At 66.9% G+C, this 18,599-nt stretch carries 17 protein-coding genes; 4 read left to right on the forward strand and 13 right to left on the reverse strand.

The window, feature by feature from the left end; all coding sequences use genetic code 11:
* Positions 1–179: 179 nt before the first annotated feature.
* Positions 180–1,319: an NAD(P)H-dependent flavin oxidoreductase gene (locus tag YM304_RS00725; RefSeq protein WP_015439706.1), complete on the reverse strand. Its 1,140-nt coding sequence runs from the start codon at positions 1,317–1,319 to the stop codon at positions 180–182.
* Positions 1,320–1,397: 78 nt separating this feature from the next.
* Here YM304_RS00725 and YM304_RS00730 point away from each other — a divergent pair, with 78 nt between their 5' ends.
* From YM304_RS00730 to YM304_RS00740, 3 genes are read left to right on the forward strand one after another with little or no spacing between them, the layout of a single operon-like run.
* Entirely contained in the window at positions 1,398–2,360 is a 963-nt protein-coding gene (locus YM304_RS00730) for a D-2-hydroxyacid dehydrogenase (protein WP_015439707.1), read from the forward strand.
* On the forward strand, positions 2,357–2,863 hold the full coding sequence (locus tag YM304_RS21635) for a protein-tyrosine phosphatase family protein (RefSeq protein WP_162142008.1): 507 nt from the start codon (positions 2,357–2,359) through the stop codon (positions 2,861–2,863). The genes YM304_RS00730 and YM304_RS21635 overlap by 4 nt, the downstream gene beginning before the upstream one ends.
* Before the next feature lie 29 nt (positions 2,864–2,892).
* The gene (locus tag YM304_RS00740) at positions 2,893–3,456 is read left to right on the forward strand and encodes a DinB family protein (RefSeq protein WP_015439709.1); all 564 of its coding nucleotides are present in this window, start codon (positions 2,893–2,895) and stop codon (positions 3,454–3,456) included.
* A gap of 59 nt (positions 3,457–3,515) precedes the next feature.
* Here the strand turns inward: YM304_RS00740 and YM304_RS00745 are convergent, their stop codons facing one another.
* From YM304_RS00745 to YM304_RS00755, 3 genes are all read right to left on the reverse strand, one after another.
* Entirely contained in the window at positions 3,516–3,812 is a 297-nt protein-coding gene (locus YM304_RS00745; protein ID WP_015439710.1) for a Dabb family protein, read from the reverse strand.
* A 30-nt stretch (positions 3,813–3,842) separates the two neighbouring features.
* Positions 3,843–4,076: a TlpA family protein disulfide reductase gene (locus tag YM304_RS00750; protein WP_015439711.1), complete on the reverse strand. Its 234-nt coding sequence runs from the start codon at positions 4,074–4,076 to the stop codon at positions 3,843–3,845.
* A gap of 66 nt (positions 4,077–4,142) precedes the next feature.
* Complete coding sequence (locus tag YM304_RS00755; RefSeq protein ID WP_015439712.1) at positions 4,143–4,637, reverse strand: hypothetical protein; 495 nt, start codon at positions 4,635–4,637, stop codon at positions 4,143–4,145.
* A 277-nt stretch (positions 4,638–4,914) separates the two neighbouring features.
* On the opposite strand from YM304_RS00755, the gene YM304_RS00760 reads away from it, so the two are divergent.
* Positions 4,915–5,550, forward strand: a complete 636-nt coding sequence (locus YM304_RS00760; RefSeq protein WP_015439713.1) for a hypothetical protein — start codon at positions 4,915–4,917, stop codon at positions 5,548–5,550.
* A gap of 36 nt (positions 5,551–5,586) precedes the next feature.
* Here YM304_RS00760 and YM304_RS00765 read toward each other — a convergent pair whose 3' ends face one another.
* The 9 genes from YM304_RS00765 to YM304_RS00805 all read right to left on the reverse strand — a co-directional run bounded on the left by YM304_RS00765 (position 5,587) and on the right by YM304_RS00805 (position 18,578).
* On the reverse strand, positions 5,587–7,131 hold the full coding sequence (locus YM304_RS00765) for an ABC transporter ATP-binding protein (RefSeq protein WP_015439714.1): 1,545 nt from the start codon (positions 7,129–7,131) through the stop codon (positions 5,587–5,589).
* A gap of 32 nt (positions 7,132–7,163) precedes the next feature.
* Complete coding sequence (locus YM304_RS00770) at positions 7,164–8,291, reverse strand: BMP family protein (RefSeq protein ID WP_015439715.1); 1,128 nt, start codon at positions 8,289–8,291, stop codon at positions 7,164–7,166.
* Between the two features lie 118 nt (positions 8,292–8,409).
* Complete coding sequence (locus YM304_RS00775) at positions 8,410–9,384, reverse strand: ABC transporter permease (RefSeq protein ID WP_015439716.1); 975 nt, start codon at positions 9,382–9,384, stop codon at positions 8,410–8,412.
* A complete protein-coding gene (locus YM304_RS00780; protein ID WP_015439717.1) occupies positions 9,377–10,549 on the reverse strand; it encodes an ABC transporter permease in 1,173 nt (390 codons plus the stop codon). Before YM304_RS00780 ends, YM304_RS00775 begins: the two co-directional genes overlap by 8 nt.
* A 108-nt stretch (positions 10,550–10,657) precedes the next feature.
* Positions 10,658–12,475 carry a 4Fe-4S dicluster domain-containing protein gene (locus tag YM304_RS00785; RefSeq protein ID WP_015439718.1) on the reverse strand — a complete coding sequence of 606 codons (1,818 nt, stop codon included), beginning with the start codon at positions 12,473–12,475 and terminating at the stop codon, positions 10,658–10,660.
* A gap of 119 nt (positions 12,476–12,594) precedes the next feature.
* Positions 12,595–13,641 carry an amidohydrolase family protein gene (locus YM304_RS00790; protein ID WP_051071249.1) on the reverse strand — a complete coding sequence of 349 codons (1,047 nt, stop codon included), beginning with the start codon at positions 13,639–13,641 and terminating at the stop codon, positions 12,595–12,597.
* A 1-nt stretch (position 13,642) separates the two neighbouring features.
* Positions 13,643–16,285: a molybdopterin-dependent oxidoreductase gene (locus tag YM304_RS00795; RefSeq protein ID WP_015439720.1), complete on the reverse strand. Its 2,643-nt coding sequence runs from the start codon at positions 16,283–16,285 to the stop codon at positions 13,643–13,645.
* Positions 16,282–17,310, reverse strand: a complete 1,029-nt coding sequence (locus YM304_RS00800; protein WP_015439721.1) for an N-carbamoyl-D-amino-acid hydrolase — start codon at positions 17,308–17,310, stop codon at positions 16,282–16,284. Before YM304_RS00800 ends, YM304_RS00795 begins: the two co-directional genes overlap by 4 nt.
* Positions 17,307–18,578: a Zn-dependent hydrolase gene (locus tag YM304_RS00805; protein ID WP_015439722.1), complete on the reverse strand. Its 1,272-nt coding sequence runs from the start codon at positions 18,576–18,578 to the stop codon at positions 17,307–17,309. The genes YM304_RS00800 and YM304_RS00805 overlap by 4 nt, the downstream gene beginning before the upstream one ends.
* Positions 18,579–18,599 lie beyond the last annotated feature (21 nt).

The following is an 18,599-nucleotide window of genomic DNA, read 5'->3' on the forward strand; positions in this document are numbered from 1 at the left end:
GGACGATTTCTGCCCAGGCCAAAAATCGTCGCGTGAGGGTGATATTTGCCCAGGCCGAAAATCCTCGCGTGAGGGTGATTTCTGCCAGGCCGAAAATCGTCGCGTGAGGGTGCTTTTTGCCCAGGCCAGAAATCGTCGCGTGGGGGTGATTTTTGGCCAGGCCAGAAATGGTCGCGAGGTCAGTTGGTGAGTTGGGCGGCGAGGGCTTCGGTTGCCTCGATGAACTCCTCGACCATCTCCATCACGACCTGGCCGGCCGACTTCGGCTGGTTCATCGTGCCGACGATCTGTCCGACGAAGTAGTTGGCGAGTTCGTTCGCACCCGAGCCCGGCGTGTTCGCCGCACGGTTGATCCGCTGCTGGGCGGCGCTGGTGAGGATCGGCTGCAGCGGCATGCCGAGCGGATCGGGGGTGTCGGGACGCTCCCACTCCTCGGTCCACTTCGACTTCAGCATGCGAGCGTGCTTGCCGGTCAGCGACCGTGAGCGGATCGTGTCGGCCGACGTGGCCGCCAGGAACTTCTCCTTCACCGCCGGGTGGGTCTCGGCCTCGTCGGTCGTGAGCCAGACCGAGCCGCACCACACGCCCTCGGCGCCGAGTGCCATCGCCGCGGCCATCTGTCGGCCGCGTCCGATACCGCCGGCGCCCAACACCGGGATGTCGACCGCGTCGACGATCTCGGGGATCAGCACCATCGACCCGATCTCGCCGGTGTGGCCACCCGCTTCGGAACCCTGGGCGATGATGAGGTCGACGCCGGCAGCCTGGTGCCGCTCGGCGTGCTGCGGCCGCCCGGCCAGCGCACCGATCAGCTTGCCTTCCTGCTTGCAGCGATCGATCAGGAACTGCGGCGGCGGGCCGAGTGCATTGGCGACGAACGCCGTCTTGTGCGCCAGCGCGATGTCGAGCTGCGGCATCGCGTTCTTCGCGCTGAACGGAGCGTCACCGCTGCTGCCGTACATGCCGCCGCCCGCATCGTTCGGATCGCTGAGCTCGGGCACGTCGTAGCGGGCGAGGATGTCGTCGACGAACTCGCGGTGCGTGTCGGGAATCAGCTTGCGGATGTCGTCCATCGTGTAGCCGCCGTCGCCGTCACCCGCGTACTTGGCCGGGACGATGAGGTCGACGCCATAGGGCCGGTCGCCGACCTCGTTCTCGATCCAGTCGAGGTCGATCTCGAGCTGCTTGGTGGAGTGCGCGACAGCGCCGAGCACGCCCATGCCGCCGGCTTTCGTGACCGCGGCCACGACATCGCGGCAGTGGCTGAACGCGAGAATCGGAAACTCGATGTCGAGGAGTTCGGTGGCGGCAGTCTTCATGCTGCCAGTCTCGCCGCGCAACGACCTGCGTGACGAACCAACGCTCCGGACCAGCGCGTCGGCTGACAGACTCGCGGTGTGGTTGACGCACTGTTCTGTACCGATCGATTCGTGGCCGAGCACGGGGATCGACTCCGCGACATGGCTCCGGAGGTCGATCTCGTTCCCCTCGACGGCGACCAGCCGGTCTCGTCCACCGACCTCGAACGAATCACGATCGCGTTCTTCTCGCACGATGCCTGGCCGGAGCGCGCCGCGAACTTCTTCGGCGCTGCGACGCGAGCGCCGAACCTGAAGTGGCTGCACACGATGTCGGCCGGTGTCGACAGCCCCGTGTTCGCCTCGTTCCTCGAGCGCGGCGTGGTGCTCACCAACTCGTCGGGCACCAGCGCGGCGCCGATCGCCCGGACGGCGATGATGTACCTGCTCGGGCTCACCCGAGGACTCCCCGAACTGATCCGAGCGCAAGACCGCCACGAGTGGGCGTGGGCCAAGTGGCGCGAGCTCGAGGATCGATCCGTCGCCGTCGTCGGCTGGGGTCCGATCGGCCAGGAGGTGGCGCGGTTGTCGGAAGCGTTCGGCATGTCGCCGACGATCGTCCGTCGAGCAGCACACGGCGACGAGCCGTACCCCGTCCGTCGACTCGACGAGTTGGTCGACGTCGCTCGCGACCACGATGCGATGGTCGTGGCGCTGCCGCTCACCGACGAGACCGCGGGCATCGTGTCGGCCGACGTGATCGACGAACTCGGACCCGAGGGGTTGTTCGTCAACGTCGGTCGCGGCGAGTTGGTCGATCAGCCCGCGCTCGTGGCGGCGCTCGTCGACGGCCGACTCGGCGGCGCCGGCCTCGACGTCACGACGCCCGAGCCGTTGCCGTCCGACGATCCACTGTGGGACGCACCCAACCTGATCCTCACACCGCACAACTCCGGCTCGACCGACAAGACCGGCCGCCGCTCCGACGAGTTGTTTCTCGACAACCTCGCCAGATGGGTGGCGGGCGACGGCCTGGCGAACGTCGTGGCAGCGTCGCGGTGAGCTGGCCGACAGGACGTTCGCTCGACGGCGGGCTCGATCAGATCGCGACCCCCGACGGCACCGGAGAGATGTGGCTGTGCGGCAAGCACGTCGTCGGCCCCGACCCCGAAGCGGTCCGCTCGCGTGTCGGCGGCAACTGCACGATCGTCAGCTTCAACCGTCCGAACGACATCGCTCGCTACCCCGACTACGGACCGTGGCTGCGAACCTCGCCGCACGCGCTGTGGTTTCCGGTGCCCGACTTCCATGCACCCGCGCTCGACGACGCGCTGCCGGTGCTGGAGCAGATCGCCGACATCCTGCGACGTGGCGACAACGTCGTCATGCACTGTTCGGCCGGAATCGGTCGGGCCGGGACCATGGCCGTCGCCGTGCTGATGACGCTCGGCGTCGACATGCGCGATGCGCTCCGGCAGGTGTCGTCCGATCGCCCCGGTGCCGGCCCCGAAGTCGGTACGCAACGCGATCTGATCATGGCGCTCGCCGAACACCACGCAGATTGACGGCGGCCCGACCCAACTACATTGAGCCGATGTCGCAGCCAGAGTCACCGGAAATGCTGTCGATCGACGAGTTGCTCGACGAGTACGCGCTGGCCCGCGACCACAGCCTGGCGCTGATCGCCGACCTGGGAGTGGACGAGGTGGCGTGGCGGCCCGACGAGAACAGCAGCTCGATCGCCTGGCATCTCGGGCACCAGGCGGCGGTCAACCACTACATGGTGCGCAATCTGACGGCTGCCGAGGTGTCGTTCGACCAGCGGTTCGATGCGGTGTTCGACTCGGCGACCCCCGAACCGGCGCGGGGCGACCTGCCGCCACTCGACGCGATCGTCGACTACCGCGACAAGATCGCCGAGAGCACCGTCGCCACGGTCCGGAGGATCGCCGACGGGGACGTGGGCGCGCCTCGGCAACTCGCGTTGATCGCCGATGGCATGCTCCGAGCGATCATCAACCACGAGTATCAGCACAGCACGTGGATCGAAGAGGTCCGCTCGACGATGACCGAGAGTCCGGCTCCGAAGCCCGAGAGTTCGCGTCTCGTCGTCGTCGACGGCTACCACCTGCTCGCGAACCCGACGGTCACGCACTGAGGCGCCACGAGGGCCGTCACGCAGGCGTGGCGTCGACCAGCGTCACGTCGGGCGTTGGGTCAGCCGGCGTCGTACTGCACGGCGGCGCGCGCCGAGATGCTGCCGGCGAGGTACTTCTCGATCAGCGCTTTGTGATCGGGGTGATCGCGGTAGACCGCGTAGTCGTCGACCGAGGCGTACTCGCCGACGATGACGTAGTCGTAGTTGCCGTCGGAGATCTGCAGGTCGGGGCCGTGGCGGAAGTCGCCGACCTCGGGCACCGATGCTGCGACGGCTGTCAGCGTCTCGCTGAACTCGTCGATGTGCGCTTGGTCGACATCGTCATTCCACTTGAACATCACCACGTGCCTGAACATGTGGTCAGTGTGCCAGGCGCGGCCGACGAGTCAGGCGAACTGTGCGGCGAGTTCGAGGACCTCGCCTTCGGGGATGGCACCGCGCCAGCGACCGATCTCCTCGCCGTCGGGCGAGAACATGATCACCGTGGGCTGCCCGGTGATCTCGAAGGCCGTCCAACTCTCGAACGACGAGTCCCAGAGCATCGTGAACGACTCCGTGCCACGTTCGGCGACGAACTCGAAGGCTTCACCGAGGCTGTCCTGGGTGCCGAATCCGATCACTTCGACCTCTTGCAGATGATCTCGAGCGAACTGCTCGACGTCGGGAGCCTCCCGACGGCAGGTGGGTCAATGCGGCGCCCAGGTCCAGAGCAGGACCGGTCGGTCGGACGGGAGGATGTTGCGAATGTTGGCCTCGCTGGCCCGTCCGACATCGTCGACGACGAGATCGGGGAAGGGATTGCCGTCGAAGTCGGCGGCGGGCTGAACGTCGGTGGCGAATGCTCGTCCACCGATCTCCGCGGGCGCAACGGCAGGCTCCGGTTCTGGTGCCGGTTCGTCGGCGTCGGTTGCGGTTTCGATTTCGTCGTCAACCGCGTCGATCACGGTCGTTGCCGGGAGTTCGGCCGGTGGTTCAGTGGCAACCGATTCGTCCGGGGCGTCGGCTTGAGCGTCGACGTCGGCGTCGGTTTCGGCGTCGGGGGCCGCGGTCGCCGGCGGTGCGTCGGACGCAGCGGGGCCGGATGTCGCGCTGTCGGAGCCGCTCGAACCTTCACCGCATGCGGCGAGCACGAGTGCTCCGGCGAGGATCGCGGCCGGGAGCACACGTCGTCGGGAGAGCATCTCTGCATTGTGGCAAACAATCCGTCTGAACTACCGCCGGTCTCAGATTGTTTTCAATCGAGCCGTGCGTCGAGCGACACAGCAGCCCCACGGTCACCCTCCCGCAGACCGGTTCATCGTCGGGGGCCCTCCGACCGGCAGCGTTCCTCCTGGCCTGCGGCGCCGCCCTCGTCGCGCTCGCTCGACGTCCTCGCTTCGGCTGACACCGCCGCAGCGTCGCCGCCGCATCACGTGGAGGCGCGGTGCGGAATCTCGCAACAGACGCGACACTCGAGGGATGAACTCGTCTCGACGAATCGCTGTCCTGCTCGTCATCGCGAGCTTCTCGCTCGCGGCCTGCGGGTCGAGTGATGATTCGAGCGACTCGGTACCGAGCGACACGGCGGCGACCACTGACCCGGTGGCGACCGCTGACACCACGACGCCCGCCGCCGACTCGGCACCGGCGGCGACCACCGACGCTTCCTCCGATGACGAGAAGGACGAGAAGGACGAGGCGGGCGACTCAGCACCACCGAGTCGGCGCACCACGATCGACGACGTCTCGGTGTTCGACCCGTCGAGCCCCGACGGTGACTTCCCACGGGCTGCGGTGCCGGTCGATGCGTACGCGGCCAGCGAGGTCCTGGACGAGCCCACCGACGGAGAGGTCGAGGCAACCGTGTCGGCGCTCGAGACCGATGGTCACGTCGTGATCCCGGTCGTCATCGAGACCTGCACGCTGGTGGCGGTCTGGGCGCTGCCGCATCCCGGCGAACTCGTCGTCGGCTACGAGGAGCATCCGAACGTCGACTGCATCCGCTCGGTGCCGCGCACCGCCGTGTTCACCCTCCCGGTCGCGGGGGAGAACAGCGAAGGCGAGTGGGACTTCGCCGAGCCGTACGACGTCACCCTGCAGCGCCGAGTCGGCTGACGGTCGCCCCGCCCGACCGCGCGTCGGCCGGGTCGGCTACGAGGCGGCGGTCACGCCCGACATCATCAACCCGAGCGTGTTGATGTCGAAGTCCGCCCGGGCGACTTCGCCCATGATCTTTCCCTCGAGCAGGACGATGATGCGGTCGGAGAGCTGCATCACCTCATCGAGGTCCTCGGAGATGAGCAGGATGGCGGCGCCGTTGCTGCGCTGTTCGAGCAGTCGCTCGTGGATGTACTCCGCAGCGCCGATGTCGACGCCGCGAGTCGGCTGGGCGATCACGAACGCGTCGGCCCCCGATCCGAACTCGCGAGCGATGACGACTTTCTGGATGTTGCCGCCCGACAGGTTGCGCGTCGGCGTGTGTTGGCCGGGCGTCTTCACCCGGTAGTTGCGGATCAACTCCCGACAGCGCTCGCTGATCTTCGTCCGATCGAGCATGCCGCGCCGGGTGTAGGGAGGTCGGTGGTAGTCGCACAGCATCAGGTTCTCGGCCACGGTGAAGTCGCCGATGGCTCCGTGCACCATGCGCTCTTCCGGGACGTAGGCGAGTCCCATCTCACGAACTCGCCGAGGGTCCGGTGCGATCGTTCGAGTACCGGCGATCTCCACGCTCCCGGACGCGATCGGCCGCAGACCGAAGATGGCTTCGGCGAGCTCGCGCTGACCGTTCCCCGACACGCCTGCGACGCCCACGACTTCACCCTCGTGAACTTCGATCGAGAGGTCTTCGACCGCGAGTTGCCCGCGGTCGCCCATCACGTCGAGGTGTTCGACGACCAGCTTGGCCTGCCCTCGCTCCTGACTGCTGACCGTGCGAGTGAGTTCGACCGGGCGTCCGACCATCATCTCGGCGAGGGACTCGCGGGTGGCGTCGCTCGGACGGGTGTGTCCCGACACCTTGCCGTTGCGGAGCACCGTGATCTCATCGGAGAGCGCCATCACCTCGTGCAGCTTGTGCGAGATGAAGACGAGGCCGCGTCCGTCGTCGGTGAGTTGTCGCAGCGTGGCGAACAGGTCGTCGACCTCGGGTGGGGTGAGCACGGCGGTGGGCTCGTCGAGCACCAGCACCTGTGCGTCGCGGTAGAGGGCCTTCAGGATCTCGGCCCGCTGGCGTTCGCCCACCGCGAGTTGCCAGATGTACGCGTCGGGATCGACGTGCAGGCCGTACCGCTCCGACACGTCGGCCAGTTTCGCCTTCACGGGTCGCATGTCGGCGAGTCCTCGACGCCCACCGAGGCCGAGCGCGACGTTCTCGGCAACGGTGAGTGTGGGCACCAGCATGAAGTGCTGGTGGATCATCCCGATGCCTCGGTCGATCGCATCGGTCGGCGACGAGATGCGGATCTCCTCGCCGTTCATCGAGATGGTCCCCTCGTCCGGCTGGTACAGGCCGTAGAGGATCTTCATCAGCGTGCTCTTCCCGGCGCCGTTCTCGCCGAGAAGGGTGTGGACCTGACCCGGAAGCACCGACAGATCGACGGCGTCGTTGGCAACGACGCCGGGGAACCGTTTGGTGATGCCGCGCATCTCCAACATCGGAACCGTGCGATCGGTCGGTGTTCCCGGGTCAGGTGTCATCCACTACTGCTTTCTGTTCGGTCTGAACCCGATCAGAGACCGGTCGACAACTCGCCGCTGCTCAGGGCGGCGATCGCCTCGTCGGCCGACGCCTTGACCTCCGGGTCGAGTTCGAAGCCGTCGTTGAACGCCATCTCGAGCCCGCCGTTCTCGAACGTCAAGACGAAGGATTCGCCGCCGAGTTGGCCGCCGGCGATCTTGTCGAGCACCTCGTCGAGCACGATCTCCCAGTGGTACACCTGCGAGGCGACGACTTCACCGGGTGCCAGGTCGGTCTGATCCGACTGGGTGCCGAACCAGGGAATACCGGCCTCGGTGGCGACGCCTGTTGCTCCGACGACCATCTGGGCGGTGCCGGTCAGCACGTCAGCGCCGTTGGAGACGTGTGCGTTCGCCGCTTCGGAAGCGAGGGCCACGTCGCTGAACGACTCGATGTAGTTGACGTTGACCGTCACGTCGGGATTCTGGGCGGCGACACCGGCGACGAATCCGTCGACGTACAGGGCGGCGTCTCCGACTTCGATCGGGCCGACGACGCCGATCACGTTCGACGTCGTGAGCTGCGCAGCGATGATCCCGTTGACGTACCCACCCTGGTCGGCCGACACCGTGTACGAGTAGACGTTGTCGAGACCGAACGTGTCGGCCGAGGTGCCCCACGCGAACGACGTCTCGGGGAAGTCGGGTGCGATCTCCTCGAGCGAGCTGCCGTACTGCGAGCCGTGAGCGATCACGAGATCGAAGCCGTCGTCCGCGTAGCCGCGAATCGCGGCCGCGGCGTCTTCGACGATGAACGTGCCATCGGTGGTGGCGACCTCGATGTCGCGGTTCTCGCTGACGCGCTCGACCGAATCGATGATCGACTGGGTGAAGGCGAGGTCGTTGCTTGCGCTCGGAGCGACGATGCCGATCTTGATCGGCTCGGCATCGGCCGTGTCATCCACGGTCTCCTCGACCGCTTCGGTCGCCTCGTCGACGGCCTCGGCGGCGTCATCCGCTGCATCGTCCGCTGCCTCGGTCGCGTCGTCGACGACTTCCTCGGCTGCTTCCGTTGCGTCGTCGGCATCGTCGGATCCACAGGCGCTCGCGACGAGCGCGAGGGTGGTGAAGGCTGCGAGCGCAGCCCGTCTGGTCACGGTGTTCTTGACGGTCTTCTTCATGGTGTTGGTCTCCCCCTGGAGGTGTTGTTCATGGTTGGTGCCCGTCCGGGAGGCCCGGACGGGTCGGTGTCGACGCCGAAAGCGACGCCGAGAACTTGGTCGGTGGGTGCGGCCGATGTCATGAGGCAGCTCGATCGAACGGTCTGGTCAACGCTGCCGGAGGTGCGATGCGGCGGCTGACGATGACGAGCACGACGATCGTCAGAACGGCGGGAGCCATCGCCATCAGGCTCGACGACGCTCCTTCGACGATGCCGAGCGTCTTCAACTGCAAGACCGTGGCCGACACGATGCCGAACAGCAGCGCTCCGGCCATGACCCCCCACGGCCGCCAGCCGCCGAAGTAGACGAGTGCGATGGCGATGAAGCCCTGACCGGCGGTGAGGTTCTGCTGGAAGATGCCGATCTCGAGCGCCAGCGCCGCGCCAGCCAGACCGGCGAGCATGTTGCTGATCAGGATCGTCTGCAGGCGCACGCGGTTGACGCTCACGCCGAGTGTGTCGGCTGCTTCGGGCGTCTCGCCGACGGCTCGGATGTCGAGGCCGAACGTCGTCTTGTTGATCACGAACCACACGATCGGCACGAGGAGGAACGCCACGTAGACGAACACGTTGTGCTGGAAGAAGATCTCACCGATCTTGGGGATGTCGGACAGCAGCGGGATCTCGAACTTGCTGATCCCGGTGATCGGACGCGGTGTGCCGACCTGCTTCTGGAACAGCAGGTCGGTGAACCCGAGGCCGAACAGAAAGATGCCGATGCCGCTGATGCCCTGTTCGGCATGCATGACGACGGTCATGAAGGCGTACACCAGGCCCATCAGCAGGCCCACGAGCAGCGCCACGACGACGCCGAGCAGCGTGTCGGGAACCCAGTCGATGCCCGGCACCGTGCTCTTGACCGACTCGGCCCGCAACACCGTGAAGTACGAGGCGAACGCACCGATCAACATCACACCCTCGACGCCGAGATTCAGCACCCCGCTGCGTTGACCGATCATCTCGCCGAGGGACGCGAGCAGGAACGGAGTCGCCAGACGAATGCCGGACGCGAGCGTCGCCACGAGCACGGAGACCGTGAAGAACTCACTCATCGTTCTGCTCCGCCGGCGCTGACGTGGGCTCGGATCGACGCTCGAACCACTGGTGGATGCGCGATCGCAGCTTCAGCGAGCTGACCACCACGATGACGATCACGCCGTTCAGCGCGACGATCAATGCGGCCGGCACCTGGAGTTCCCGCTGCAACTGGATCCCACCGGTCAGCATCCCGCCGAAGAAGAACGACGCGGGGATCGTGGCGATCGGGTGGAGCGCGCCGAACAGCGCGGCGACGATGCCGTTGAAACCGGCGTTCTGCGTGAACGCGGTGGGTCCTCCCTCGCCGATGAGTCGATGCGACTCGCTGCCGAACACGAGGATCGCGCCGGCGACTCCGGCACACGCACCGCTGAACGCAAGGGCCTGCACCACGCTGCGCTTCACGGCCATGCCGGCGTACTCCGAAGCGTCGGGGTTGTGGCCGACCGCCCGGAGGCGCACACCGAGTGCGCTGCGGAACAGGAGGAAGAAGCCGAGCACGGCGACGAGGACGGCGATCACGACGCCGAGGTGGAGTCGGGTGCCGCCGGGAAGCAGCGGCAGATGCGAGTTGTCGGTCAGGCGCTCGGTCTGCTGGATCTTGATGGCGCCTTCCTCGATCAGCAGGTCTTGGAGCAGGAAGCTGAGGAACTGTCCGGCGACGATGTTCATCATGATCGTCGAGAGGATCTCGCTGACCCCGGCGTACGCCTTGAGCGCGCCGGCCAGCGCACCCCAGCACGCGCCGCCGATGCCGCCGGCGATCAGGACGAGCGGAACGAGGATGAGGCGCGGCGTTCCGGGAATGGCGAGGGCGACCGTGGTCGAGAGGATCGCGCCGGCGATGATCTGACCTTCGCCGCCGAGGTTGATCACGCCGGTACGGAAGGCGATGCAGATGCCGATGCCGACGAGCAGCAGCGGCATGGCCTTGATGCTGGTGTCGGCGAGCTGATCCCAGCCGCCGAACGCACCGTCGAACAGGGCGATGTACCCGTCGATCGGGTTCGCGCCGAGTGCCCGCAGCATGACCGCCCCGACCAGCAGAGCGACGACCACCGCGGCGATCGGCACGCTCAGCCCGGCGATCGGCTTGATCAACCGGAACGCGAGGCTCGGAGCGAGCTCAGGGGTCGTGTCGACCGGTGGCGGTGGCTGCTCGTTGTCGACGAGCGTCATCGCGCGCCGTCACCGAGTTCAGCACGCGAGCGCGCTCCGACAACAGGGTTCGTAGCTATCAGAGCCCTCAGCCAAGCTGGGGGAGGTTTCGGCGGTGTTACCGAAGCGTCAACGGTCGCCGATTGTGTCGCGCCCCGCGGTGGGGACCGGCAGTCCCTCGGCGGCGGTGAGTACCGAACGGAGCGTCGGAACCTGGTCGTCGCCGCCGTCGGCCGCTGTGATGTCGAGTTCGCCTGTCAGGTCCAGCAGGAAGCGGGTTCCTTCGGCCGCTGCGAACCGATCGGCGTCGAGATAGAGGCGCGGTTTGATCTGCGCGGGGTCACCGTTCTCGGGGCAGAACGTGAGGCAGTTGCCGCATTCGTTGCAGAGTTCGCTGAACACGAGGTACTGCTGACGTCCCGAGACGGCGTCGTCGCCGTCGCTCAACGCGTCGGGTGTGGGCACCTTGAAGAAGGCGTCGTTCGGGCACACGGTGACACAGAAGTTGCAGGCCACGCAGCCCCACATCTCGAGGTCGTGGTCGACCGAACGGGGCAGCTTGGAGTTGCCGTCGAGGTGATAGCTCGACAGATCGGCACCCGTCACGTGCGCGAGGTGCGCGGCTGCGGTGTTCCGGCTGCCGGCGGCGGTCGCCGCGTCACCGGCTGCCGCTCGAAGGCCGGCCAGGTCGGTCGAACCGCTGTCGGCGACGGCCTTGCCGAGCGCCTTGAGCATCGGAGCGAGCCGACCGTATCCACCCGGCTTGAGGAGGTCGGAGCAGACCGTTGCGGGTTGCACGCCCATCGCGATCGCGTCGGCGAGGTTGTCTTTGGTGATGCCGGCCGAGAACGACACCATGATGTCGCCGCCCTGCTTCTGATGACCCGGAATCATGAACCGTCCGGGGAGCGCCGTGGCGAGTTCGTCGAGCACCGCGGTGGCGAGCACGTGCAGGGGTGCGCCCGACAGGTACATCGTCTGGTCGGGCATCCACTGCTTGTGGTTGTTGACGACCAGCGTGTTGGTCAGCTTGATGCCGAGGCGGTGACCTCGCTCCTTGGCGAAGTCGTTGAGCTCGTCGATGAGCGTGATCGCCCGGTCGAACGGGAGGTCGTCGTCGAACGCGGTCGGGACGAGCTCGACCTCCTGGTAGCCGAGTGTGTCGTGCACGATCTGCGACACGCGCTCCGGGCCGAGCAGCGTCGGGTTGAGCTTGACGATCACGTCGATGTCGTGGTCGGCGATCAGGTGCTTGACGATGGCCTCGATCTCGTCGGGTGGGCACCCGTGGAACGTCGACAGCGTGATCGTGTCGGAGATCGCGGTCGGGAACTCGAGGTCGCGGAACTCGGCGAACGGCGAGTCGTCGGGGATCTGCGCACGGAGCCGCTCGATCTCGTCACCGGCATCGGCCATCGAGCGGATGAACCCGGCGACCTTCTCCGACTGGATGCCCGCGAGGTCGTAGCCGACCGACATGTCGAACACGTGCGGACCCGGCTCGGGTCCGACCAGCTCGCGAATCGGTTCCCACCGCTTCAGCATCTCGATGATCATCCACGCTTTGACGTACTCCTCGAGGCTGTCGGCGATGAGCAGTTCCTGGCTCCACTCGATGTTGTAACCGATCGTCTCCATGTCGATGCACGGGCGAGCGATGTCGAGGTCGTCGATGACCTGCACCGTCTTCAGCTCGAAGAGTCGAGAGCCACCGAGCCACGACAGGATGATGTTCTGCGCCATCTGGCTGTGCGGACCAGCGGCCGGGCCGATGGGTGTTGCCGCGGGTCGACCGAGGAATTCGAACGAGAGGTCGATGTCGGGATCGGGCTTCCAGAACCGAGCGGTTGGCAGGTCGAAGATCCGCTTGCGCGTTTCCCATTCGTGGGCGATTCGCTCCAGCAGCATCGGGAGCGACATCGGGGTGAGCGGTGGTGTCTGGTCCATGTCGGTCTCCAACGAGCAGTGCCCTGACGGCACGTGGCGGCTGCCCGCAATCTAACAAATTGTAAAGAAACGGCGATGAACACCGTGTGACGACATCGTGGCGAGATCGCGCGATCGCGTCACGCCATGTCGGCGAGCACCGCGTGCAGTCGGGCGGCCTGTTCGCGCGCTTTGGCGCGGATCTCGTCGGCGTCGACGCGAGTGGCGACGCCGTCGCGCAGTGCCGGCTCGCCGTCGATGTCGACGTCGATCGCCCTGATCGTCGGCGTGTACGCGAGGTGCCATGGGTCGATCGGGTCGTACGACCACGTGACGCGATCCGACTCGACCTCGGGGAACAGCGCTCGGTTGTGGTCGAGCCACGACCACGCCGTGTCGGCGACGCATTCGAGGTCGTGCGCGCGGTTGGCGACGAATGCCAGTTGGAACTCGGCGATCATGTCGGCGCCGATGCCGTCGGTGCCGAGCCCGATCGGGTTGGCGAACCGGGATGGGTCCGCGTAGCCCACCGAGTTGTTCATGTTCGAGCGCGGGTTGTGCACGATCGTGCCGCGCAGCCCGTGGTCGTCGGAGAGGAACACGCCGTGGATGAGCATCCAGTCGTCGCGGGTGAGGTCGCGGATGCGGTCGGCGGCGTCGACGTCGTCGGGCCCTTCGGCCACGTGGATGTGCACACCGACGTCGTGCTTCGCAGCGAGTTCGGCGGCCGCCGCGAGCGTGTCGTCGGAGCAGGTGAACGCCGCGTGCACGCCGACCATCGCTCGGCGACCGGTGTCGGCGCAGTCCGTCAGGTAGCGGTCGTTCTCGGCCAACCCGCGCGCCGCCCCGTCGGCACCGTGACGATCGGTGACGCCGTAACAGGTGCTGACGCGGACCCCGACCTCCTCACACGCATCGGCGATGACCGACATCGACCCCTCGATCGCGTTCGGCGACTCGTGGTGGTCGATGATCGCCGTGGTGCCGGCTTCGAGCGCTTCGAGCGCACCGAGCTTGGCCGACCACTCGATCATCTCGAGGTCGAGCGCCCGGTCGAGTCGCCACCACACGTTCTCGAGCACGCCGAGGAAACTGGTGGGGTCGTTCGGCGGCGGCGGCATCCCGCGAGCGAGCGCCGAGTAGAGGTGATGGTGTGCGCACACCATCCCAGCGGTCACGGCGCTCATGTCAGGTCCAGGCGCTCGCTCGTTCGCGGTTGGCCTCGTTGCGCATCGGCAACTCGTTGTGCCACTCGCCCGACTGCTTGCGGATCGCACCGGCCACCGCGCCGGCCGTGGGGACGAGTCCGATCTCGCCGACGCCCTTGATGCCGTACGGCGAGTCGGGCTGCGCCGACTCGACGAGGATCACATCGACCGGCGGCATGTCCTTGGGGCGGATGATGTCGAGGCTGCGCAAGGTGGTGTTGACGGGGAACCCGGTCTCGTCGCACGGGAAGCCCTCGCTCAGCGCGTAGCCCAACCCCATGTGCACGGCGCCTTCGATCTGGCCTTCGCACAGCATCGGGTTGACCGCCTTGCCGACGTCGTGCGCGGCGATGACGTTCTCGATCTCTCCCGTCTCGGGGTCCATCACGACGACCTGCGCCGCGTAGCCGAACGTGGAGTGGATGATCGGGTTGTCGATCGCGTTGCCGGCGGCCTTCGCCTCCTCGATCTGGCCGAGCGAACTCGTCCAGTCGACGCGGTACTCGCCTTCGTAGTCGACACCGACCTTGCACCCGTCGGCGCGAGCAGCCTCGCACGCCGCCTTCACCGAGCCCGCACCCATCAGCGTGCCGCGCGACCCGGTGGTCTGGCCGGCGCCGAGTTCGCGAGTCGAGTCGACGATCACGTCGATGCGCTCGGCCGGGATGCCGAGTTCTTCGACGGCAACCTGGAGGCACACGGTGTGCACGCCCTGGCCCATCTCGGTCCAGCAGTGCCGCACCTCGACGCGACCCGGCTCGCCGTCGACGGGTTCGAGGAAGTGCACGACGGCCTTGGCGATCTCCTTGAAGCCGTTGCCGAGGCCCGAGTTCTTCAACCCGAGGCCCATTCCGACCGCCTTGCCCGCCGCCATCGCTTCGTCGTACGCGGGCTTCACCGCGTCGAGGCACATGCGCGCGCCCTTGCAGCCGTCGTCCATTTTCTGGCCCGGCCCCCAGACGGTTCCGGGCGTCACCACGTTGCGACTGCGGATCTCCCAACCGGTGATGCCGACCTGCTCGGCGAGACGTTCGAGCACACCTTCCATCGCGAACTGCGCCTGGTTGGCGCCGAACCCGCGGAACGCTCCACACACCGAGTTGTTCGTGCGCACGGCGACGGCCTCGACGTCGACGTTGCCCACGAGGTACGGCCCGGTGGCGTGCCCTGCCGCTCGTTCGAGCACCTTCATCCCGACCGAGGCGTAGGGACCCGAGTCGCCGATCATGCGGACCTTGATGGCGGTGAGCTTGCCGTCGGCATCGCACCCCGCTTGGTAGTGCATGCGGATCGGGTGCCGCTTCGGATGCATCAGCAACGACTCTTCGCGTGACAGCGTGATCTTGACCGGTCGTCCGGTCTTCCACGCGGCCAGCGCGGTGTGCGCTTGGTTCGACATGTCTTCCTTGCCGCCGAAGGCGCCGCCGTTCGAGACGAGTTCGGTGGTGACCCGGTCGGTGTCGATGCCGAGCATGGCCGCGATGTCGTTGCGGTCGTCCCAGATGCCCTGGCCGCCGGAGTAGACGTACAGCGACTCGGGCTCATCGCCCGATCCGTCGGCGGGCATGGTCGGCACCGCAAGGGTCGATTCGGGTTCGAGGAACGCGTGCTCGATGCGCTGCGTCTGGAACACCTCGTCGACCGTGAAGGCCGACTCGGCGAGGGCGGCGTCGACATCGCCACGTGAATACGTCGACGTCGACAGCGTGTTGCCGTCGAGTTCCCACACCGCAGGATCGTCGCTCTCGACGACGCGCACCGGGTCGACCATCGGTTCGAGCACGTCGTAGGTGACCTCGACGAGTTCGACCGCGTCGCGTGCGATCTTGCGGGTGTCGGCCACGACGATGGCGAGCACGTCGCCGCGGTACGAGGTGCGACCACCCACCGGGATCATGACCGGCCAGTCCTTGTGGATGATGCCGACGCGCTGGGCGGCAGGAATGTCGGCGGCGGTGTAGACCGCGTGCACGCCCTCGATCTCCAGCGCCTTCGACGCGTCGATGCCGACGATGTCGGCTCGTGCGTGATCGGTCAGGCGCAGCGCGCCGTGGAGCATCCCGTCGGGGCGCATGTCGTCGATGAAGTCGCGCACGCCGACCGAGAGTTCACGGCCTTCGTACTTCACGCCGCGCGAGCCGACACCGCCGGGTTGCACGACGACGGGGACGTTGTCGTGGGCGAGTGCTTCGACGGCATCGAGGACCTTGATGTAGCCCGTGCATCGGCAGAGGTGTGCGCCGAGGTGGCGCGACGCCTGCTCGCGAGTGAGGTCGGCACCGTTCTTGTCGATCAACGCCTTGGTGCGCACGACGATGCCCGGCGTGCAGAAGCCACACTGCAGCGCGCCGCACGCAGCGAACGCGTCGGCCATCCGGTCGACCTCGGCCTGGTCGAAGCCTTCCAGCGTCACGACCTCCGAACCGGCGATCTTCTCCATCGACGTCTGGCACGACACGCGGGCCTTGCCATCGATCAGCACGGTGCAACACCCGCACTGTCCGGTCGGCGAGCAGCCGTCCTTCGGCGAGGTGATGTCGAGTTCCTCACGCAGTGCTGCGAGCAGGTGCGGGTGGTCGTCGCGGACCTCGACCTGCTCGCCGTTGACGGTGAATTCGGTCATTGCGCTTGCTCCTTCGTCGATGCGGGTATCACGGCGTCCTCGGGTGTCAGCTTGGTCGACTCGGTCTCGATGGCGGCGACGACCAACGATGGCGGCCCGTCGGTGATGGCGGTGTACATGTCGGGTCGCCGGTAGCGGTCGAAGTCGAACAGAGTCTTCTTGTACCGATCGCACATGTCGAGGTCGCAGCGCGCCATGACGAGTTCGTCGTCGATCGTGGTGGCCTGAGCGACGATCTGACCCGACGGCGCGATGATGACCGTCTGGGCCAGCGACTCGACGCCTTCCTCGACACCGCCCTTCGCGACGCCGATGACCCAGGTGCCGTTCTGGTAGGCGCCCGCCTGCATGACGAGGTGGTTGTGGAACGCCTGCAGCGGATTCTGCGACGGATCGGGCGCGTAGTCGAGCGGCGTGTTGTAGCCGATGAGGATCATCTCGGCGCCCTGCAATCCCATCACCCGGTACGTCTCGGGCCAGCGGCGGTCGTTGCAGATCGCCATGCCGATCGTGCCGCCGAACGCTTCGTGCACTCGGAAGCCGTCGGGTGACTCCTCGAAGTACCGACGCTCGAGGTGTTGAAACTTGCGCCACGGCTCGTGTCGTTCGTGGCCGGGAATGTGGACCTTGCGGTACTTGCCGACGACCTCGCCTTCGCGGTCGACGAGGATGTAGACGTTGTAGCGGTGGCCGTCGGGCGTGAGTTCGGCGTAGCCGAGACAGAAACCCACGGCGAGTCGCTTCGCCTCGTCGAACAACCGCTGCGTCGCCGTGTTGGGCATCTCGATCTCGTAGTACGAGTCGAGTTCGGTCGTGTCGCCCTCGATCTCGTCGCCTTCGCCGTCGTCGAGATGCCAGCGGGGGAAGAAGGTGGTGAGCGCGAGTTCGGGGAACACGACGAGTTCGCAGCCGCGAGCCGCGCCCTGGTGGAGGAGCGCGATGAGTCGGTCGACGACCTGCTCGCGGGTCTCGTCGCGGGCGATCGGCCCGAGCTGGGCGGCTCCGACGTCGATGAAACGGGTCATGTGGAGAACTCCATGCTGGTGAGGGTCAGCATCACGTCGAGCAGCACGTTGGCACCGGCCTCGAGGTCGGCTGGCTCGGTGTATTCGGTGACGTTGTGGCTGATGCCGTTGACGCTCGGCGTGAAGATCATCGCGGTCGGGCAGACCCGAGCGAACATCTGCGCATCGTGACCGGCTCCCGACGGCAGTCGACGCGACGACTGTCCGGTCCGTTCGGCCGCCTGCTCGACGATGTCGATGACGCGGGGGTCGAACTCGACCGGCTCGAACCGGGCGAGCGTGCGCGAGTCGACCGACACGCCTTCGCGCTCGGCGGTCTGCTCGACGAAGGCGCGGAAGCGGGCTTCGGCCTCTTGCAAGGTCGCTTCGTCGGTGTTGCGCAGGTCGATGGTCATGGTGGCGACCGACGGCACGACGTTGACGAGATTGGGGGTGAGGTCGAGCCGGCCGACGGTGGCGACCTGCGACCCGCCGAGCTCGCGAGTGAGATCGCGGACGAACGTGGTGATCGCCGCAGCGACGTAGCCGGGGTCGTGGCGCAGGCGCATCGGGGTGGTGCCGGCATGGCACGACTGACCGGTGATCGTGAGCTCGGTCCACGAGATGCCCTGCACGCCCTCGACCACACCGATCGTGATGTCTTCGTCTTCGAGGATCGGGCCCTGCTCGATGTGGAGTTCGACGAACGCGTGCGGCACGCGACCCGGTGTGGGGGCCGCACCGCGATAGCCGATTCGGTCGAGTTCGTCGCCGACGACCGCGCCATCACGGTCTTCGATCTCGAGCGCGTCTTCGAGCGGGAGCCCGCCGACGTAGACCAGACTGCCGAGCATGTCGGGCGGGAAACGAGCGCCTTCTTCGTCGGTGAACCAGCCGACGGCGAGCGGACGTTCGAGTTCGATGCCTGCCGCGAGCACCGTCTCGATCACTTCGAGTCCGGCGAGCACGCCGAGGTTGCCGTCGTAGCGGCCTCCGGTGGCGACGGTGTCGATGTGCGACCCGGTCATCACCGGGGCGAGCGACGGGTCGAACCCTGGCATGGTGGCGATGACGTTGCCGATGCCGTCGATCGAGATGTCGAGACCGAGTTCCTCCATCCAGGTACGAACGAGGTCGCGCCCGGCCTTGTCGTCGTCGGTGAGCGCGAGCCGAGCGCAGCCGATCGTGCCGGGGATGGCACCGATCTGACCCAGTTCGTCGAGTCGCGCAGTGAGCCGGGTGGGGTCGATGGAGAGCTCGCGGCGATCCGCGCCTGTTGTCCCTGGCACGTGCCGACATTACCACTGGGC

Origin of the sequence: Ilumatobacter coccineus YM16-304 (genome assembly GCF_000348785.1) — a bacterium.
Lineage (GTDB): Bacteria > Actinomycetota > Acidimicrobiia > Acidimicrobiales > Ilumatobacteraceae > Ilumatobacter_A > Ilumatobacter_A coccineus.